Origin of the sequence: Vibrio tubiashii ATCC 19109 (assembly GCF_000772105.1) — a bacterium.
In the GTDB taxonomy this organism is placed as follows: Bacteria; Pseudomonadota; Gammaproteobacteria; order Enterobacterales; family Vibrionaceae; genus Vibrio; species Vibrio tubiashii.
In genome coordinates this window covers 1-17,375 of sequence record NZ_CP009357.1, presented here as the reverse complement: position 1 = coordinate 17,375, position 17,375 = coordinate 1, and the positions used below count along the sequence as shown (strand labels likewise).

Genomic DNA, 17,375 nt, shown 5'->3' with positions numbered 1-17,375 from the left:
TCTCACTCTCCCTCAAAGCTGGATTTCATATCGCTGATCTCACCTGGCAACGCATAGTGCTCCCGCTCCCACATTTTGAATTCGGTGAGATAGCCTGGAATCGGCACTTGCGTATCGGCAGCCAGGTGTGGTGCAACAAACATGTACATGGTTGGATTGGGAAGCGTTTTGAATCGAGCTTCAAGCTGAGTCTTCTCAGTACGGACGTAATCGCTCAAGACCACATCTCCCTCAACCATTGGGCGACGAATCAACGAACGTTTGTCATACAGTTCACCATCCCCGATGCCCTGCATGTGTCTGTTGTAGACTTCCTTCATGTCGTGCTCTGGTACCGGAATAATGGAATCCTTGGTAGCACAGGCACTCAACATACTAATCAAGGTGACGGTCAGAACGACGGTTAATATTCGCATAGTGATTTACCTTTCTACCTTCTGGGTCATAGTCAATTTTTAATTCCTCTGAAATGTGAATAGCCAGCTCGGTACCAGGTGGTACATAGATGGCGTCAAAGGAATTTTCTTGGCGTGCATCCAGCCAATCAGTCACCTCGTTAAGGCCTTCTGAAATAGCTGTATTTTTGGCAACAATCTTCGGATCACCGGTTAACCCACTGGTCAACCCGCCATTGTTATTGGATTGTGTGGTGAACTGGCTTGCGGCTTCCGCATTTGCATATGAAGCGGCTGCGGTAAGCCCTACCCGAGATGTCAGATATGAAGCAGCGTTTGTAATTCGCTGACCAGTAATGCATGGAATACCATTCTTATCTGAGAACCATGCGATCGGATCTGTTGTTTTTGTACCTGGTTCCGGGAAGGTCACAATGGTTCCATCCTGGAATGTGAACGTCATGGAAGTGATCTCCCCACTCACACAAGAAAGGGTCCAGTCTCCCTTAGCAATGCCCGACATTTTGATGCCGGTAACACCTGGTATATGGATGCCGTTGGAGGACAGGTTTTCCTCACCCACCATCACCTTAAACGGATAAGGGTCGATAACCTGACCATTGATCGGAATACGTCCAAGCATGGCCGTCATGGAAACTGAGCCAATCAAGGTACCGTTAATTGGAATGGTGTAAGCTTTGACAGACCGCTCTTCTTTGGTTTGCTTCTTGGACTTAGTTGGTCCTTTAGCTAACGCTGGAAGATTTTCTTCTGCTGCTGCACTGAAATCAGGAAGACTGATCTTTGTCGGATCACGCGGGTCCACATTGGCGTCAATCGGATTCGTCCAAACAACCTGATCAAAATCAACCTGCATACCGTTTTCGTCATATCCCAAACCACTTGGAATTCCGGCATTGCCAATGTCATAACCGTTCGCAGTTGTGTTGCCGCCCTTTTCTTTGCCTCCCTGCTGTAACTCCTCAAGGCGCTTTTCGAGTTTGCTGATCAGGCCACGAGTAAGATCTTGAGTGTGCTCCAGCTCGCGCTGCTTTTCCGCTGCATCTTTTTCTGCATTAGAAAACCGGCTATTGATTCGCTTATTAAGGCTTTCCTCCATCTTCAGGAGTTTGTCGATCTCTTGCTTTAGACGCTTGTTCTCTTCCTGAAGCTTTACTGAGTCTTCGCGAACCGCACGAGTTTCATTGGTAAGCGTTCTCATAGTCTCAACTGGACTATCAACGTCTACACCGTACTCTTCTTCAAGAAACCCCTCTTCAAGTGGGTCAATAGCGAGGCCGTTGTCCGGTTGTGCAGGACCGCTCTCAATAGCAGACAACCCGGTCAATTCAGTCGCTTGACCAGGCGCTTGTGCGGTAACTTGCTTTTCCTTGCGGCCCTTCATCACAACAACCAAAAGGATGACGACGATTACGACCGCCAAGGCTTTGATAACAATATTTGATTTCATACCGAAGCCCCTTACTTGTGTTTATGGCGGTTGCGCTTCTTCTCCGCCTCCGCTTTTTCTTCAAGTCGCGCGATTTCTTCAGCCTCCGCTTTGAGGTCCTGATAGTAGGTCCAGGGGTAAAGCGTCTCCTTCAATGGCTTTTCTGAAATCAGGTACAGCACAGTGCTGTCACCCGGCGTACCGTTTGGATACAACATATGATGTTGGAAAGTAGCGTGAGAAAACGGCAGATTGAGATCGAGGTAGTTCAGCTTTACCTCATCTTCAGAGGTGTTCTTGATGTGAATAGCTGCCAGATAATAACCACCACCCTGGTAGGCTAATATCGGTTTGGAATACGTCTTGTATTTGTTCTCACCCTTAAAGACACGAACCGCTCCCTTTACTCCCAAAGTCGTCTCAGTGATTCCGGGACGATCACGATGTAGTCTCGTTGGTCCATATAGTCGTTGTGCCGCAAACCGAGTCAAATCAACTGGTGTAATAACCGGGATGTCCATCGGAGAATCTGATACCTGACGCTCATCTTCAGGAACGACGTTTTCAGATTCCAGAAGTATCCGAATATCTTCCAACGGCTTTGCATTCGGATCTTCCTTCCCAGCAATCAGGTCGAGAAGAATGACGCGGCCATCTGTCAGCCGCTTAACTTGTACACGCTGCTTGTCAAACTCTTCATATGGTAGAAAATGCACCGCCCCCTGCGCCGACTGTACCCGGAACAGCTTTTTCATCTGCTGCCCTTTAGTAATACCTACCTGAACGTGATCACCAAACTGAATACTGCGTTCTTCTCCCTTTCGCAGTTCGATAGTGACTGGCAGATTGGTGTAGTGAATGATTTCTGTCGCTAAAGCCGAGCCGCTATAAAACCCAACCACGGCGACAATCAATGCTGCTTTATTAAGTAGTTTTTTCATTGTTATCTTCCCGCCACTTCGCCGCTCGTGTCCTGAACGTTTTCGTTTTCTTGCTGGTTACCTTCAAGACGTTTCGGATTTTTATAGAAGCCGTCCAGGGCCAAACCCCAGAGGTTGCACTCAGGATCAACATCCCATCGAACGATGCGAACGGGGTAACGCACAAAGATGTCTTTCACGATCTCTGAACGGAATGTCTCTTTGATATTCACATCGTAAAAGGCAACCCACGAATCACCGGACTCAACGTACACTCGCTTGTCGGTATAGGGACGGTCTGGCATTTCCTGAAGAGCACGAGTACGGTTTAGCTCATGTCGTTTCAGACGTTGTTCGTAGTCACGCTCAAGCTCACCTTTAAAGCGAGGTGTGATGTAACAGCTAAGGCGATTAATCTGCTTTTTGTAATCTTCAACGCCTTCCACTGGCCAGTTATTCATTTGCTGGAAGATGTAATAGCCGAAGGCGTAGACGTTAAAAGGGTGACGTTCCTGGATACCGCGTGTTGAGCCAGAACGAAGATCCGGTGGAATATCAATCTTGATGTGTTCAGGTGCGGCCTTCCATCCAGCAATTGAATAAAACAAGGCAATTGCCAATATGCCGATAAGGATTCGCAGAGTCAGAATGTGAGAGTCCCGACCATCTAACGCTTTCTTTAATCTTGCCATCTAGCCTACTCCTCGGGCTCCATGTTGATTTTCTTAACGGGTTGATCTCGTCGGATGTCCCAACTCTGTGATGTCTCGATGTATCCGAAGTTGAAAAATGAATATTTCTTCTGCGCTTGCTTTTTCAGGTACACCACATGCAAGCCGTCAGGCATTCGTCGCTTGAGGCCTTGAAGGTATTTGCCCACAACCAGCAAAGTGCCTATGGCCATGCCGAAGCCAATACCCACTCCGAACAACGCCCAACCAAATGGAATGAGCAAGATTACACAGACGGGAATCCAGAAAATGATTGCGGCCACGATAATCATCACGACCTCGGTATCGGTCAGTCCCCGAAAGACGACCGGCTCTTCGATGAGCCGGTCGGGGATGAACTCGATTTCTCGTCCGTTCATTCCAGGTTCTTTCATTAGAAGATGATCCCGGCTGCCTCAGTCAGCAGGTAGACGACGAATACCAGAAGCAGTACGCCCATGCCGCCGTGCATACCCATGTCACCCCAGGTTTTCTTGCCAGCACCGATGTCGTTGTAGACAGCTACCATGTTCTTGGCGACCGCCAAGAAAGCGATGGTGCCAAGTACCAAGCCGAGAACAATCGCGATGTCAAAGGCATAACCTTTCAACAGGCCGATATAGTCACCATCAGCGGCCGCGTTGGTCGGGTCAGCAGTATCAGGTAGAGCAGCGTGAGCGCTGGAGAAGGCGAAGAACAACATAGTGGCCAGTGTAGTTTTCACTGCGGCCAGCTTGTCTTTGCAGGTTACGATCAGGTTTTTCATAGGATTAACTCCTTTAAGTACTTTGAAGGTTGGTTAGTTAACAAGTAGGTAAAGGAGTACCATCATCACAAAGACACCACGAAACCATACGATTATCATGTCCTTTGCAGTAATGACCTCCGCCCCATAGTCGTCGTATGCGCGGTAGCACAGCCAAGCGACATAAAGAAACACTGCCGTTGTGCCGATTGCCTGGATAGTCCAGAGAAGTTCAGCAGCGGTAAAGAAATCTCCCGTGCCTTCTTCAAATGCAGCAGATTGAGCAGCGTTCATTTTTGATGCTCCGTATAGTCACTACTGAGAGCATCGATGGACGATGGAACCACTGGCTCCATCGGCACCGTCAGATGATGAGAAATTCCGGCTTGGATCTTTCTCAGGTCATCTAACAGAACCTGGTAATCGAACGTCGTCCGATCGTTCGAGTTACTGCGCATCTTGGCGGTCATCACCAAGGCTTCCAGCGCAGCCAATTCATTTTTAATTTTTGCCAGCGCTTCACGCTCAGCCCATACATCCGCCATAGACACCTGCGGAAGGCTCACGAAGCTCACCAGGAGAAGAGTTATCAATTTGTTCATCATCGAGTCACTTGAATTTCAGGTGGAATTGCGATGGTAGGAATTAGAACAAACGGGCAGGCAGGAAATCTGATTTATTGGGTCATTACTCGATGACCCTTTTTTGATAAGAAAATGGCCGCTGAGTCGCGGCCATTGTGGGAGTAAATATTAAGTCTTTGCGCTTAGAGGTACTTCTTAAACTTGCTGGTCATAACCATCAAAACAAGTCCGAACAGGACAGCAAAAGGCGTGATAATGAAGTTAGGATGTATGCTGTTGGGGATGGCCAGATAGATTACCCACGCCATAATCAGAACCGGCATAGCAAAGCGTTTGGCCCAGTGATAGATGTACCCAGATTCATTGCCACCACACCAACGCCGTAAATCCCTTTGCATCAGTCCATCCGAGACACCAACTAATCCAAACAGGAGAAACGCCGGTATTGATAGGACCAGGATAGACAGTCGGATTAAGAACATAATCAGAATGTAAATGGCTGCCATAAAGTAGTTGTAATACTCAGCAATCAGCCCTTTGACCAACCGAACGAACTTACCATCATTTGCGTCCGGCGTTTTTGCAGAAGTCAGCATGTCCACTATCCCGGAATCAATGAAAAGGAAATTTACCACATCGGTAACCTTCCCACTCGCGGCCTGGACAGCCTCACCATTCAGGGAGTCACCATCGAGAGAGCTTCCCAGATAACTAATTTCTTTCCTCATCATTTCTTCAGCATGTTCATACCCGGTGTATCCCTGCTCTGGATAGAAGAAAACCATACCGATCCATTCAATGATAATGGACATTAAAGCCGAAAAGAGAAGTAACCCAATGACCTTGAATATGAGATCCAAGGTCTTTCCGATAAATCCTTTCTTAGCAACAGGGTGCTCTGCCCTGGCTACACTAGATTCCGCCATCTGCTATACCCACCATGCTTCTGCCGTGTGATAGTTCTTTTCCATTTCCTTGGTCAGCGCCTGTAAGTTCTCGGGCATCTCTTCATCGTCCTCAACCGGAAGCGGAAAACGTACTTTCCAAAGATGACCTCCATCAAGAAGGCAAAACGCCTGCCCTTTTGGTAATGCAGTCACATGACTTGGTTCCAGCATGGGCACGCGGAGCATTGAGATACGGTCTTGAGTACTGGAGGTAAAGTCGATGTTGTTCTCCGTATCAGACGAATCCGACGCACCCGATACAGTCATTTTTTGTGATATTTCCACTTCAGGTAACTGATTGGTAAGTAACTCAGCCGTATCCTTTTCTTTCACGCGAAGCATGATCAGGTTGTTGAAGTTACCCTCTACCTGACGTGCCTTAGCTGCATTGCCGAGCCGAGCTTCAATGTCCCCCCTGGACTGGGTGTAGGCAGTGATCTGCATACCGGAGCCACCCGATTTGTTGACCATCGGTAGAAACTCATCACCCATCAATTCATTGAATTCATCTGCGTGAAGGCAGATCTTGGGCATAGCGTTGGCTTTTCCATCCAACATCCCGTGCTGGAAACCGTGCTTGTAGATCATACCGGAGGTTGATACCAGGTCTGAGAACATGGAATTGCCTACGGCACTTGCAACCTCTGTGTCTGTCATGGCATCGAGTCCAACATAGACAATGCCACGCTTCCGGATGATCTGAGTCCAGTCAAAGATAGGCCGGTCATCATTCACATCGAAATAGTCCGGTGCGATGAGTTTGCCAATCTTTCCGGTTGTGAGCTTTTCAAGAAGTGGCAGTAGAGACGCTACCAGCTTGTCGAAGTAGGTCCGGTCATAACGCAGTGCGGAAAGCAAGCCAAGTACGATGGGATCACTAACTCCCATCTGTTCAACGTATTTCCGCAATGCTTCAGTTCGGGCGTTTGCATGTTTTGCCAACCTGGGATTTGACTTGTATTGCTTCTCGGCATCATGAGTCATGTCATTGATGTCTTCTACCCAACCCTGCTCCGCATTGCGCGGAAGCCACCATTCCAGGTATTCGCAAAATAGAGGTTCGATGTCCGTAACGTACCGAAGAATGTTGTTGTAATCCGGACGCTGGCCCAGGGACACAAGGGCACGAGCAACGATATTGATGAACCGCCAAGCGAATTCTTTAAATGCGGCACTGTTGCCTTCGGATGAGAGCTGACCAGAGATACGACTGGCCACTTCTGTAATTCGGGCAAAGTTGCCTACCGCGTTGTACCTGGCGGATATATCAGGAAACCCCAAATGAAAAACGTAAAAGTCGTCTTCCCTGCCCATACGTTTCGCGGCCATATACATCCGTGTTAATAACCCGGCATCAGATTTAGGATCAAATACAATGACCGGACCATCGCCGCGTCGAATATCCTGCTCTATCAAAATCTCTGCTAAACGTGTCTTACCCACACGGGTCGTTCCTAGAACGAGGGTATGCCCTACCCTTTCGCTCATTGGCAGAAGTACTTCTTCTTCGTTGAGTTCAACAGCATGAATGGCGGGATTGCCGCCTATGGGTGGAAGCGGTCTGAAAGGATTCAGCACATGATCTTTGCTGGTTAGTTTCGCGAGCGCCTGTAATTTGGTGTTCTCAACGTCTCTCTCGAACTTCCTGATTGCAGAGTAGATCTTGGAGGGCTCCAGGTATCTTTTGGCAGCCGGTGACAAGGTGTCTTTAAGTCGCTGGGTATGCTTCTGCCCCCACTTGAAGCCCTGCCCGAGGTAGAGATGATTTCGGTAACAAGGTATCTGTGAAGACGACATCGCAAATCGCGGGAGCCGTTTGAGGTTACGCTGATACTTGAGAATTTGAGTGCCTTGGTTTAACCGATACAAACCAAGTCCAGCAAGGATAGCCGCAGAGGTATACCCCACACTCGGTGTCATCATGAGTGTTGAAGGTGCGGTGCCGCAAATAATTCCTGCTGAAAGAGCAACTGTTCCCGACCACAGCTCTACTGGCGGCCTGAGTAGAACCTCTAGTGGATGATCTGCCATTAACGCATCACTCCCTGATTATCCATGTAGAACGGGTAATGTCTGATTTTTAAATGTTCAGCTAAACGATCGCCTGGAGTTGGTTGCATCAATACACCTTCACCAACAATTGATTGAAGCTCCTCCATCTGTTCTTTGGTCTGGATATTCACTACAAGTCCAATAGCTTTCTTCTCCTTCAACAACTCTTTGTTTGAATACAGCCATTTAATCGAAACGGGATCGTATCCGATGATGAACATGGGCCTCGTTGCCATCTGATATTTCACATCTCTGGCCTCATCCTCTGTCACCCGACCAACAGACATAGAGGCGGTTACCACCGGAAAGTGAGAGTGAACCAGCTTCTTTGAACGTCGTTCGTCGTAGAGCTTTTTCATGTGCTCCAGTGTGTTGTTGTTTTTTGGCAGATAAGGGTCAATAGGTTGACCTCCGCGATCTTCGATAACCTCGGTCTCAAACCAAGGCATATGCGGGGATGATTTCTGCTCTGCGGCGAAGGTCTGGCTGAAAGCCAAAGCCGTCCCGAGGAGGACGGCTATAGTTGAAAATTTTTTTAGATTTTTGCCCATAATGAAATGACCCTCTTTGTATAGTTTCTTGCTATCTCTTTGTCCTGTATTCGCTGACCAGGACGGTGATAACATCCAACGGCCAACTCCCAGCTATTGCACTCAGGCCTGTCGTATTGCTCTCTGAGGTGTTGCGCGGCTGCATTGAGATTGATGTAGGGATCGAAGGCTTCCCATAAACCTTTAAATCGTTGCTCTTGCCATCGCCAATTCAACTGTCCAAGCCCGACATCGAATTGTTTATCCCCTCGGTCTAACAAAGACTTCGCGAACAAGTACGCTTTCTCTCTACTGGGAAAGAAGTGAGGCTGTCCTCGATGGTTGATTGTCCAAGGCCACGGCAGAACTTTTGATCGCTCACCTGATGAAGTCAGAGATCTGGATTCATTCAGAATGAGAGCATAAAAAAGTTTCGCCGGTACCCGATTTTCTTCAGCTACCAGGCGATACATATCTGGAACGTTGTTTTGGTTAGCGATTGCAGAAACAGATACAAGTCCAAATAAGAAAATCAGGAGTATTCTCATAACCCACCACTACTTGTAGGTTGCTGTTACTGCTCCGGACTTGAGATCGACTACCCTCACCTGGGGCAGAGTGCTCATATCAATCCCCAGTTCTGTCGATTTGCCGTCATCGAAATTCAGGGTAATCGCTCTTGCTCGAACAACCTCTGGCGCGATTTTCATAAACGAGGCCCACTGGCCTATGTCATCGGAAGACGCACCTTGCTTGAAGAAAATGTCGAGTCGAGCGTTGTCACCAACTGATGCATGAAGTTCTTCAAACATCGATTTACAGGATTCTTTGCACTCAGAGTCAACGAAAAGAATCACTTGCTTATTGACCTCAACACGCTTTTCTTCCCACTCTCTTATCCAGGATGTGTTGTTGACAGCCAACTGATTGCCGAGGATGCGGCTGGCCGCACGCTGACGTTCAACCTCAAACGCCATTTCTAACTCCGCCCTTCTGGTTTCCATCTTTATCCAAAGCTCGGCGTATCGCTTCCGCTCCTGCGGGTCGGTCTCAGATACTCCTAAAGCGGTTATTGGATCAAGACCGGGGGACCAGATTCCACGAGGCCCACTCATGATTTGCTTGTACTTAACCCAGTCGGTCTCAGAAAGCATCCATTGTTTGGCCAGGCTTCTGTCTTTCTCGGTTAATGAAGAAGCAGCTTCTTTGTCGAGGGTGGACTTCATATCTGAAATCACAGTCGCACTATTGCTACCCTGCGTGTTTTGATTATTTGCGTAGGCTCCTGTGGCTACCCAAAAGCCTAATAAGATATATGCGAGCTTTTTCATCTATCCCTCACACTCGATGTCAACTTCAGTTACCTGGATCTGACCTTCATCGCCTCTTGGAGCCGTCAGGTCCGCAGTAAGAACAGGCCGATCACACCCATCCACCTTTTGAGGAGCTGGAGTGAGGTTACTGATGTAATAGCCATCTTTAGTACGGTAATAGCGGCCCCGCTCAAAAAGAGGTTCATCCGATACAATCGATTGCTCCGTGACTACCTCCACGGCGACTGGCTCTTGAGGTTCCTCTTTTCCCCAAAGCTCATAACCGCCAATTAACAAGACAAGGCCAACTATCCATTCAACAGGTTCCATAGTGCTACTCCTTAATGGTCAGTCGTTTTGTTTTTGAGCCATTCTGGAAAACAGCCTCAGAACCAATAGCGCCCTCAAGTCTCCAGCCCTTGTAATAATCACCCATAGTTAAAGGCACCCAGCTTCCGTTTTCCTCACGCAACATGACATAAGGCTGTGTTCCCCAAAGGTCGATGGAAGCAACGTAGGCACCTTCAATCAGGCTAGGGTCAGTATTCACCTTCTTCACCGGTGCTTTCTGAACAACTTTCTTTGGCGCACTCGCTGCCCTAGCGTTGAGCTTTTTTATCTGATCACTCAGCTCATCAATCTGTTTTTGGTGTGAGTCAATGGATGCACTGTTGTCTTCCAGACTTCCCTTGAACCCATTTAACTCACCGCGCATTGCACTGATGGTTGCTTGCAGCTCTTGAATGTCTTTACGGATGGCATCAATGCTAACCAAGCGGTCTGAATTAGACTGAACGCCCTTCTGAGTTCCTGCCAGTTCTGCTGTCAACTCGTCGGTTCTTTTATTTAAGGTGCCAATGGCCGCATCCAGGCTGTCCACACTATTCATGGCTGCCGTCTGACCAGCTTTTTGGTTAATCACTGAGTAGCCAGCTATACCTGCTGCACTTACTGAGACAAGAAGAGCGATCACACCAATAAAGCTACCGGTCTTCTTCTGCTTGGGTGCTTTTACTTTTTGTGGCTTCACGTTATGTGGCTTCTCTTGCTCACCAGAAGAATGGATCTCTTCCACTTCGCCAATGTGCGGTTCCTTGGCTGAAAATGAATCTGCGTCTGACGCATTGAGTTCTGAAACACTGCCATTCATTTCGGCTTGATCGAATGCATCATCGACAGGCATATCCGACAAAGACTCATCTTTGGATTTTCCACCGTCGATCGTGCGCATGAGGGACTGGCCTAATTTTGACTTGGACATCATTCACTCCTCGCTAACTTGGTTGACAACTCGTAGGCAACTTTCCGGTGTACTGGATCGACAACCAATTCAAATGCATCACCACTCAGCGTATGGAGTGCTTTGTCCAGAGTCATTGGACCGATATTACGATGCACTTGAGGTAACGGAAGACTGAGAAGTGTTTTAGCCTCTTCGCTCAAAACAGTTTTATCCGCGAGCACGTAACCGGATCTTGCAAGAAGAAACTCAACAGTTTGGCCAACTGTTTCCACGCTTTGTGGAATCCGAGTCTTGATGACAACCTTGAGAGGATTGAGCTGATCTACCGGGGGGATGTTTTTCACATAGGTATATCGCCCAGTCTGCATTACTTCAATGCGATTGGACTCCCCTATGTCTAAGGGTTTACTTTCCGCTGATGCCAATGTGCTGAAACAGCACATAGCTACAGCAATTGCGGTCTTCTTCATGAGCTATACCTCCAACATTATTTGGCAGAGGTACAGTACAAGATCACATCTTTGAAATTACTTTTTTTGGGTCACCGCTAAATGACCCTTTAAAAACAGAAAAGCCTGCGCGATGGCAGGCTTCTCAAATTCTTACCAAGGCTCGCTTGGTATTGCAGTTCGGGTATAGCGAGTACCCCTGTTAAAGTACGATCCTCTATGGGGCGTTCGGATCATTGTTCCCCAGGATTTCGTGCAGGCTTATAGCACTTGCACGGCATGGCTGCGCCACACAAAAGCCACTCGTATAGTGTCATCATCATCACAAGATTTGCTTGCTGGCTAACCGAGTTCATTAGCAATTCTAAAGTCACTGTCGTGAACGCTAATCAGAATATCCCCAAGACAAGAGATACTCTGATTAGCACTCACAAAACAGATTGTTTCTCAAAACCAATTCGCGGTAGTTTTGAAGGGTAAGCACTGATGGATGCTCTGAAGTGAAGAGTAGCAAAGCAATGCTTTGCAGCTAAGCCCGAAAGCTGTCAGGAAGTATTAGTTGAATTTTTGCAGATGATCTCAACTTGGTCAAGGACATATGCCTCTCATGACCTGCTCATATGATCGCGGACCTAAGCTCGGCTTTTTCATCGACCGCCTGATCTATGGAATCCAACATACCCTTGATCAGTTTAAGGTTCGCATTGATGTAGATGAGCTCTTCTTCCGTTTCTTTCAATCGAAGTTTTCTTTCGTCATCAAATACGCGGAGATACTCAACAATAGAATCGGCATGAAGCCTGTTGTACTTCCTATCACGCTTACTCGACTTAAACCGCCAGTAATACTTTCTTGAGTTACCATCCGATCGCGCTGCAAGCGTCAGCTCAAAATTCTCTCCAAATAGACTCACCAACTCCTCCTTGAGCTCCTCTACTCTCTGCCCGAGCATCTCCTTGAATGCTTCAATTTCTTTCCGGTACAGATTCAGGCGTCCTGCCTTATTATCCTTAAAAGGTATTATTAAATTTATATTTAAAGGAACCGACATGTAATTCTTACTCCCGATCCAAGCAGCAAAATTGGTATTGAGCCAACCTGTAAGCCTACTATTGTGCCAATTATCTACCTGTCATGATCCACTTCCAGACTGGTACTGAGCCAAGATCTCTCCGCCAAAAAAAAGGTGCGCTTGGCACCTTTTTCACTATGACAGCACAAAGCGCTGTTAGGCAGTGGCCACTTTCTTCTTAGCAGAGCGGGTCATCTCTTCATCGGCCTGCTTTAGTACTCGATCAAGCTCTGCACCCAGTTCATCTTCGCTGCTTGAATTAGCTTCTTTCGCCGCAGCCTTGGATTTATTCTCCGCTTTACCCTTTTCTAAAGCCTTGCCCATAGTTTGGAGTCGTTTCATTGGCAATGGAGGCGCATTGTCAGATCTTGTTGTACCTTCAAGATAACCAACCTCCAAATCTCCCATCAGCTCTTTAGCCTTTTGGGCCTTTTGATTGTTTGCTGCCATATCATCTCTGGTAACCCCAGTATGTCTATAGCTGAATACCATATGCAGGACACTGCGCACACGCTTTTCGACTCTCGCAAGAGTCTCGAACTTTTCCTTGTTTGGTAACAGACCGATGTGGTTGGCCAAAAGTACCTTGAGAACGATTTGGTCTACCTTGAGCAGTTGATACACAAGCTGAAAGCCCAAACGAGAAGCAAACCGGATGGGAACCACAACGGGGTTCTTGCTTCCTATGTCAGGGAGGCGCATTGCAGGAGGGATGTTTTCATCTATAAATGACTGAATATCCTTCAGCTCACTATCTAAATCGAAAGTGAGGTCATCGATTGCTTGTTCAATACGGTGGTAATGGTAATCAGCATAGGGGTCATCCTCTCTTACCGCCTGCTCGATTCCCCGAACAATCTTGCAAAACCCAGGAAGTCCGAGAATGCCGTGACGCTTTTGTGTTTTTTCCCTACCCTGCCACAACCGAAGTGCTGGTCGTGTGGCGAGCTCAATTTCGATGTCCTGTTTGGCCCCAATGGCCGCCATTTTTTGTGAGTTGCTGTCAGCCATGAGAGCCTCCTTATGCGCAGATTTTGGTTTTTTTTGATTGAGTGGATTTGTTCGTGATTTCCTCAATTTCCTGGACCTCACGATAGATCTTTGACATGGACAGGTTTGTTGCCCTGGCTACATAAAGCAGTCGCTCGCGGTAGTCGGCAATTTTTATTGAATCCAGCCAAGCATCATAGATATGACGTTGCTCTTCCAAGGTAGACACTGGGAGGCGTCCCTTTACCGTTGGCAGATTCAGAAACTTCTTCCGGCTGGCAACCTGTGTCGAACGCATTCCGAACAACTCAGCCATCATCGTCTTGCAGGCTCCTCGACGTAAAAACTCATCGATCATCTCGTACTGCCGAGTTTCTTCCGCTGCCAATTCGATAATCCGCGATATTTTGCTTGAGTCGATCTGGAATACTTCCAGGGCACTCAGGTCACGAACATAGTTGCCGGATATATTGAATATCTGATCGGCTCGTAATCTGTCTAATTTTTGCATTGTCTCAATTGACAGGCCGAGCCGTTCTGCCAGTTCCATATCCCCCTGCTGGCAGCCTTCTAATGCACTCAACAATAGGGAAGAAATGAACCTGGATGACTCGTCCTTTAGCTTAGTGCTCAACGCCATCACTGATTCTCCATAGATTGATTATTACTGTTAAAACTGGTCCTGACTCCGGCGATCAGCCGAATCAACGACTCGAATCCTTCCTCACTGGCATGGCAGAAGACGCGGGAAGGAAGAGATGACAAATCTGCATTTGTCAGATTGAGATGCTCTCTTACGCAAGAGGCAAGGTCTGCTGGATCAGAACCAATATCCTTCAGCCCCATAGCCGCTAAGATCTCGGGGGATACACTGCTATCGAAGACCCCAGAGAGACTCGCCAGGAAAAAGCAAACTTCGGCCTGGAGAGGGCTTTCAATATGCTGAGGGAGACTTACAACAAAACCGGAAGGAAGCTCTTCCGATCCTGACACTACATGAGAAAGACCAAACGCATCAGAAACACTTTTAGCTATTGCTTTATTTGACCGAGAACCTGGAGTAGTTGGGGCAACCACTTTCTTCAGAAAGTGCTCTCGGATTTGCTTCAATGACAAATTGCCGGGTTGAGAGTTAACGTACTCAACCAGTGCGGAATCGAACTTTTCGCTTGGCATCTCCTCCGCTAGGTCATTTCGTAAAGTTCTGATGGCGTCAACCACCTTCCTACTTACACAATCCAGAAATGCTTGATTCGTGATGTATGGTGCCAACTCTTCAGCCAGGTACATCATCGCCGTGATAGATTGCCGACGGATTGGCATCCCTCTGCTGGACATCTCCTTTGCCAAAAGCTCTTGAGTTGGCTCGGAACCTTCAGCTAAGAGATTCCTGATGTTGAGAACAGCATTTGCTGTCTCCAAAAAGGTATTGTCACCACGAAGGTTGTTCTCTACGAGATGACTGATGCACAAATCAAGATCGGACGTAAATTTCTGCTTTGAGACAGGGGGGTAAAGAAAGCTATCAGCCTTGGTTTCGTCATAAAGCTCCCGGCAAATTAAAAGCCTGGTTTGTCCCCCCTGGGACAAAACCCACTTCTTCTGTACAGGGTGAAATACGATGTGAAGAGGGTCTTGAATGCCCTTGCTCCGAATGGACTCCTTGATTTCGTCATGCATTGGATTCTTGGAACGGCGTTGGTTGAGGTAGAAGACCTCGATCTCAAAGCAACTTATCTGTCCCTGCTCGCTGCTCAGTATCGAAGCGAGCTTAGATGTAGCACTCATCTTTAACCAAACCCCAATGTTCAATAAATATTGCACATTCTGTTTTGATCCAAGTTTTATGTCAATAAAAATTGCCCTAAATAGTGTCATTTTATTTATTTGTGCAATTAATATTGCCCAAAGGAATAGAAAGCGCAGCAAATTCATCCACCCTTACTGTTGAAAGATGGCTCTGCCACCCAACAGATTAGTCACATGACTAAATAGAGGCAGCAAGAAGACCAAAGGATCACTAAAATTTAGTCACATGACTAAACAGGAGAAGTAAACTATGGTAATTTAGTCACATGACTAAATAAGGGGTAAAGCAATGAGCAATCTTCCCTACCTAATCGACGCGGATGAAGCTATTGAGTACTACAAAGGTAAAAGCGATCTTACGGATGCTGAGAAGGCATACGTCGTCGCGATACTTAGCCAAGAAGGCTATTCCAATAAGTCGATAAGACAGTCACTAGGTATAGACAAGGTGTATACAGTTACCCACCTCAAAAGAGCGGGGACATCTCTGTCTGAGTCGGAGTTAAACCTATGGCACAAGAACCCTACCCGGATAACGTTGGGCCATGTTCGTGCTATCGCCAAGTTCCCTGCAAGCAAAAGAGAAGATCTGTTGAGGAACTTGCTGACCAAGAGAATACCTGTCCACAAGTTTGAGTCACTAGCACAAGGTAAGGACGAAGACCGTGATACTGACATTAAACGATACGAACTAATCATGGGAGAGGTGCTCGGGCGACAGATAAAGATTCGCTTTAATCAGGCAAAACGTTCAGGTTCACTGACCTTAGACTTCTACGGCTTGGATGACCTGGACCACATTTCCCGATGCCTTGGATTCAAAGCTGAGAATCACATCTAGTTCGCTGACCTTTAAAATATTTAAGCCAAAGCATCACTTATGCACTTAAATTTTTTAAAGTTTTTATTGGCTCAAAACCTACAAAAACCCTTTATTATCAATATCTTAGGAAACAAAAAGGGCGCTATTCCCGCCACGGGAATGCGCCCCTATCGATCCAAGTTCCCGCCACGGGAATCTACCGTTCTCGGTTAAGCATCAACCTTAAGAGTTGTGGTCAAGAAGGACAGGATCTTCTCAAGCTGAGAGTCGTCCACACCAGTTATTTCAAATTTGGTAGCGCCCTTATTCGTGACGGAATGCTTCAGAGTTTTGCCATCTTTCGATTTATATACAACAGGCTTCCACGTCTTTGGCTCTTCCACTTTAGTTCTCACAGCACTCTTGAGAATTTTGATAACCTCCTCTACATCAGGAAGCTCTGTCTTTTCACTAAGGGCAGCTTTTCTCATATCAAGCAATTCGTTGGCTTTGCCAATCAGAGCGCGTTCACCTTTCTTCTTCAACTGCGCAATCGTCTCACCATAAGAGAGAGGCATATCGGATGGCGACGGAAGGATGCGAACAAACACTTCATCCAGCTCTACGCAAGCACGATAACGTGATATGTGCGAAGAGCTAATTCCTTTGGCCGCACCCAACTGGGTCCAATTCTCATACTCTCCACGCTCAATCTGTTTCTGATAGGCTTTGGCTTTTTCATATGGGCTTACATCCTGATGCTTGTTTTCGATGATGCCGAGTTCTCGCACATCTGCATCTGGTACATCACCAACAAGTGCCAAGTATTCCTGCTTTGCCAACTTGACCGCTGCTAAACGTCGAGAACCTTCAATCAACTCAAACCGGCCATCTTTTGTCGGGCGCAATGTACCAGGCTTTTGCTGCCCGTGTTTCTTAATGGATGGCAGTATGTCCTGGAGAGATATTTCATCCAGGAATTCTTGAATACGCTCATTCTCAGGAGAAACATCAATTAGAGACGTATCAACACGTCGAAGCTCGAAAGTCACTTCCTGCTTAGTTACAGGCATAGTGAGCACAATAGGAGCACCTTCAGACCCAGAATTTTTTGCTTCTTCTAGTGCTTTCAGAAGATCTGCCTTTTCCATCTCAAACTTCTGCTGGGCCTCTTCGAGTGCTTTTTCCGCTTTCTGCTTATCGGCTTTCAAACCATCGGTAACGCTTGTTGGACGCTTATCACCCGTCATCACACCCAATGCCGGAGAAGGTCTCCGGCTTCGACGCGGAGTGTTTTCTTCTTTTTCGTCCGATCCTGCCCCAGAAAGCAGCTCGTCAATATTCCCATACTTGTCATTTGCCAT

22 protein-coding genes are annotated in these 17,375 nt (G+C 47.2%); 1 reads left to right on the top strand and 21 read right to left on the bottom strand.

All coding sequences use genetic code 11. The features are described from left to right. Window positions 1-2: 2 nt before the first annotated feature. From IX91_RS24300 to IX91_RS24205, 20 genes are all read right to left on the bottom strand, one after another. Window positions 3-416 carry a TIGR03751 family conjugal transfer lipoprotein gene (locus IX91_RS24300; RefSeq protein ID WP_138922217.1) on the bottom strand — a complete coding sequence of 138 codons (414 nt, stop codon included), beginning with the start codon at window positions 414-416 and terminating at the stop codon, window positions 3-5. Then, the gene (locus tag IX91_RS24295; protein ID WP_004748813.1) at window positions 376-1,866 is read right to left on the bottom strand and encodes a TIGR03752 family integrating conjugative element protein; all 1,491 of its coding nucleotides are present in this window, start codon (window positions 1,864-1,866) and stop codon (window positions 376-378) included. The genes IX91_RS24300 and IX91_RS24295 overlap by 41 nt, the downstream gene beginning before the upstream one ends. Before the next feature lie 11 nt (window positions 1,867-1,877). Next, window positions 1,878-2,786: a TIGR03749 family integrating conjugative element protein gene (locus tag IX91_RS24290; protein WP_004748812.1), complete on the bottom strand. Its 909-nt coding sequence runs from the start codon at window positions 2,784-2,786 to the stop codon at window positions 1,878-1,880. A gap of 2 nt (window positions 2,787-2,788) precedes the next feature. Further along, complete coding sequence (locus IX91_RS24285; protein WP_004748811.1) at window positions 2,789-3,457, bottom strand: PFL_4703 family integrating conjugative element protein; 669 nt, start codon at window positions 3,455-3,457, stop codon at window positions 2,789-2,791. Between the two features lie 5 nt (window positions 3,458-3,462). Further along, window positions 3,463-3,855 carry a TIGR03750 family conjugal transfer protein gene (locus tag IX91_RS24280; protein WP_236643033.1) on the bottom strand — a complete coding sequence of 131 codons (393 nt, stop codon included), beginning with the start codon at window positions 3,853-3,855 and terminating at the stop codon, window positions 3,463-3,465. Between the two features lie 14 nt (window positions 3,856-3,869). After that, window positions 3,870-4,241, bottom strand: coding sequence for a TIGR03745 family integrating conjugative element membrane protein (locus IX91_RS24275; RefSeq protein ID WP_004748809.1), 372 nt, complete (start codon window positions 4,239-4,241; stop codon window positions 3,870-3,872). Window positions 4,242-4,274: 33 nt separating this feature from the next. After that, window positions 4,275-4,514 carry a DUF3262 family protein gene (locus IX91_RS24270; RefSeq protein WP_004748808.1) on the bottom strand — a complete coding sequence of 80 codons (240 nt, stop codon included), beginning with the start codon at window positions 4,512-4,514 and terminating at the stop codon, window positions 4,275-4,277. Then, window positions 4,511-4,825, bottom strand: coding sequence for an integrative conjugative element protein, RAQPRD family (locus tag IX91_RS24265; protein WP_206536189.1), 315 nt, complete (start codon window positions 4,823-4,825; stop codon window positions 4,511-4,513). The genes IX91_RS24270 and IX91_RS24265 overlap by 4 nt, the downstream gene beginning before the upstream one ends. A 161-nt stretch (window positions 4,826-4,986) precedes the next feature. Continuing rightward, a complete protein-coding gene (locus tag IX91_RS24260; RefSeq protein WP_004748806.1) occupies window positions 4,987-5,730 on the bottom strand; it encodes a TIGR03747 family integrating conjugative element membrane protein in 744 nt (247 codons plus the stop codon). Between the two features lie 3 nt (window positions 5,731-5,733). Further along, the gene (traD, locus tag IX91_RS24255) at window positions 5,734-7,782 is read right to left on the bottom strand and encodes a type IV conjugative transfer system coupling protein TraD (RefSeq protein ID WP_004748805.1); all 2,049 of its coding nucleotides are present in this window, start codon (window positions 7,780-7,782) and stop codon (window positions 5,734-5,736) included. Further along, entirely contained in the window at window positions 7,782-8,354 is a 573-nt protein-coding gene (locus IX91_RS24250) for an integrating conjugative element protein (protein WP_004748804.1), read from the bottom strand. The genes traD and IX91_RS24250 overlap by 1 nt, the downstream gene beginning before the upstream one ends. Continuing rightward, window positions 8,339-8,881: a transglycosylase SLT domain-containing protein gene (locus IX91_RS24245; RefSeq protein WP_004748803.1), complete on the bottom strand. Its 543-nt coding sequence runs from the start codon at window positions 8,879-8,881 to the stop codon at window positions 8,339-8,341. The genes IX91_RS24250 and IX91_RS24245 overlap by 16 nt, the downstream gene beginning before the upstream one ends. A 9-nt stretch (window positions 8,882-8,890) precedes the next feature. Further along, a complete protein-coding gene (locus IX91_RS24240) occupies window positions 8,891-9,664 on the bottom strand; it encodes a TIGR03759 family integrating conjugative element protein (RefSeq protein WP_004748802.1) in 774 nt (257 codons plus the stop codon). After that, on the bottom strand, window positions 9,665-9,976 hold the full coding sequence (locus tag IX91_RS24235; protein ID WP_004748801.1) for a hypothetical protein: 312 nt from the start codon (window positions 9,974-9,976) through the stop codon (window positions 9,665-9,667). A 4-nt stretch (window positions 9,977-9,980) separates the two neighbouring features. Then, on the bottom strand, window positions 9,981-10,877 hold the full coding sequence (locus tag IX91_RS24230; RefSeq protein ID WP_158217701.1) for a uroporphyrinogen-III C-methyltransferase: 897 nt from the start codon (window positions 10,875-10,877) through the stop codon (window positions 9,981-9,983). 29 nt (window positions 10,878-10,906) lie between these two features. Beyond that, window positions 10,907-11,359 (bottom strand): PFGI-1 class ICE element type IV pilus protein PilL2, encoded by a 453-nt coding sequence (gene pilL2, locus IX91_RS24225; RefSeq protein WP_004748799.1) that lies wholly within the window; start codon window positions 11,357-11,359, stop codon window positions 10,907-10,909. Between the two features lie 595 nt (window positions 11,360-11,954). After that, complete coding sequence (locus tag IX91_RS24220; RefSeq protein ID WP_004748798.1) at window positions 11,955-12,389, bottom strand: hypothetical protein; 435 nt, start codon at window positions 12,387-12,389, stop codon at window positions 11,955-11,957. A gap of 177 nt (window positions 12,390-12,566) precedes the next feature. Further along, window positions 12,567-13,421, bottom strand: coding sequence for a PFL_4669 family integrating conjugative element protein (locus IX91_RS24215; protein ID WP_004748797.1), 855 nt, complete (start codon window positions 13,419-13,421; stop codon window positions 12,567-12,569). Window positions 13,422-13,431: 10 nt separating this feature from the next. Continuing rightward, the gene (locus tag IX91_RS24210; RefSeq protein WP_004748796.1) at window positions 13,432-14,040 is read right to left on the bottom strand and encodes an STY4526/YPO1902 family pathogenicity island replication protein; all 609 of its coding nucleotides are present in this window, start codon (window positions 14,038-14,040) and stop codon (window positions 13,432-13,434) included. Beyond that, complete coding sequence (locus tag IX91_RS24205; RefSeq protein WP_004748795.1) at window positions 14,040-15,335, bottom strand: hypothetical protein; 1,296 nt, start codon at window positions 15,333-15,335, stop codon at window positions 14,040-14,042. Before IX91_RS24205 ends, IX91_RS24210 begins: the two co-directional genes overlap by 1 nt. A gap of 163 nt (window positions 15,336-15,498) precedes the next feature. Between IX91_RS24205 and IX91_RS24200 the strand changes: the two genes are divergently transcribed. Beyond that, window positions 15,499-16,050, top strand: coding sequence for a hypothetical protein (locus IX91_RS24200; RefSeq protein WP_004748794.1), 552 nt, complete (start codon window positions 15,499-15,501; stop codon window positions 16,048-16,050). A 191-nt stretch (window positions 16,051-16,241) separates the two neighbouring features. Here the strand turns inward: IX91_RS24200 and IX91_RS24195 are convergent, their stop codons facing one another. Continuing rightward, the gene (locus IX91_RS24195) at window positions 16,242-17,375 is read right to left on the bottom strand and encodes a ParB/RepB/Spo0J family partition protein (protein WP_004748793.1); all 1,134 of its coding nucleotides are present in this window, start codon (window positions 17,373-17,375) and stop codon (window positions 16,242-16,244) included.

Bases quoted from the DNA above. Each gene is read 5' to 3' on its own strand.
- IX91_RS24300 (WP_138922217.1), bottom strand. From the start codon at position 416: ATGCGAATATTAACCGTCGTTCTGACCGTCACCTTGATTAGTATGTTG.
- IX91_RS24295 (WP_004748813.1), bottom strand. From the start codon at position 1,866: ATGAAATCAAATATTGTTATCAAAGCCTTGGCGGTCGTAATCGTCGTC.
- IX91_RS24290 (WP_004748812.1), bottom strand. From the start codon at position 2,786: ATGAAAAAACTACTTAATAAAGCAGCATTGATTGTCGCCGTGGTTGGG.
- IX91_RS24285 (WP_004748811.1), bottom strand. From the start codon at position 3,457: ATGGCAAGATTAAAGAAAGCGTTAGATGGTCGGGACTCTCACATTCTG.
- IX91_RS24280 (WP_236643033.1), bottom strand. From the start codon at position 3,855: ATGAACGGACGAGAAATCGAGTTCATCCCCGACCGGCTCATCGAAGAG.
- IX91_RS24275 (WP_004748809.1), bottom strand. From the start codon at position 4,241: ATGAAAAACCTGATCGTAACCTGCAAAGACAAGCTGGCCGCAGTGAAA.
- IX91_RS24270 (WP_004748808.1), bottom strand. From the start codon at position 4,514: ATGAACGCTGCTCAATCTGCTGCATTTGAAGAAGGCACGGGAGATTTC.
- IX91_RS24265 (WP_206536189.1), bottom strand. From the start codon at position 4,825: ATGATGAACAAATTGATAACTCTTCTCCTGGTGAGCTTCGTGAGCCTT.
- IX91_RS24260 (WP_004748806.1), bottom strand. From the start codon at position 5,730: ATGGCGGAATCTAGTGTAGCCAGGGCAGAGCACCCTGTTGCTAAGAAA.
- traD (WP_004748805.1), bottom strand. From the start codon at position 7,782: ATGGCAGATCATCCACTAGAGGTTCTACTCAGGCCGCCAGTAGAGCTG.
- IX91_RS24250 (WP_004748804.1), bottom strand. From the start codon at position 8,354: ATGGGCAAAAATCTAAAAAAATTTTCAACTATAGCCGTCCTCCTCGGG.
- IX91_RS24245 (WP_004748803.1), bottom strand. From the start codon at position 8,881: ATGAGAATACTCCTGATTTTCTTATTTGGACTTGTATCTGTTTCTGCA.
- IX91_RS24240 (WP_004748802.1), bottom strand. From the start codon at position 9,664: ATGAAAAAGCTCGCATATATCTTATTAGGCTTTTGGGTAGCCACAGGA.
- IX91_RS24235 (WP_004748801.1), bottom strand. From the start codon at position 9,976: ATGGAACCTGTTGAATGGATAGTTGGCCTTGTCTTGTTAATTGGCGGT.
- IX91_RS24230 (WP_158217701.1), bottom strand. From the start codon at position 10,877: ATGCGCACGATCGACGGTGGAAAATCCAAAGATGAGTCTTTGTCGGAT.
- pilL2 (WP_004748799.1), bottom strand. From the start codon at position 11,359: ATGAAGAAGACCGCAATTGCTGTAGCTATGTGCTGTTTCAGCACATTG.
- IX91_RS24220 (WP_004748798.1), bottom strand. From the start codon at position 12,389: ATGTCGGTTCCTTTAAATATAAATTTAATAATACCTTTTAAGGATAAT.
- IX91_RS24215 (WP_004748797.1), bottom strand. From the start codon at position 13,421: ATGGCTGACAGCAACTCACAAAAAATGGCGGCCATTGGGGCCAAACAG.
- IX91_RS24210 (WP_004748796.1), bottom strand. From the start codon at position 14,040: ATGGCGTTGAGCACTAAGCTAAAGGACGAGTCATCCAGGTTCATTTCT.
- IX91_RS24205 (WP_004748795.1), bottom strand. From the start codon at position 15,335: ATGAATTTGCTGCGCTTTCTATTCCTTTGGGCAATATTAATTGCACAA.
- IX91_RS24200 (WP_004748794.1), top strand. From the start codon at position 15,499: ATGAGCAATCTTCCCTACCTAATCGACGCGGATGAAGCTATTGAGTAC.
- IX91_RS24195 (WP_004748793.1), bottom strand. From the start codon at position 17,375: ATGGCAAATGACAAGTATGGGAATATTGACGAGCTGCTTTCTGGGGCA.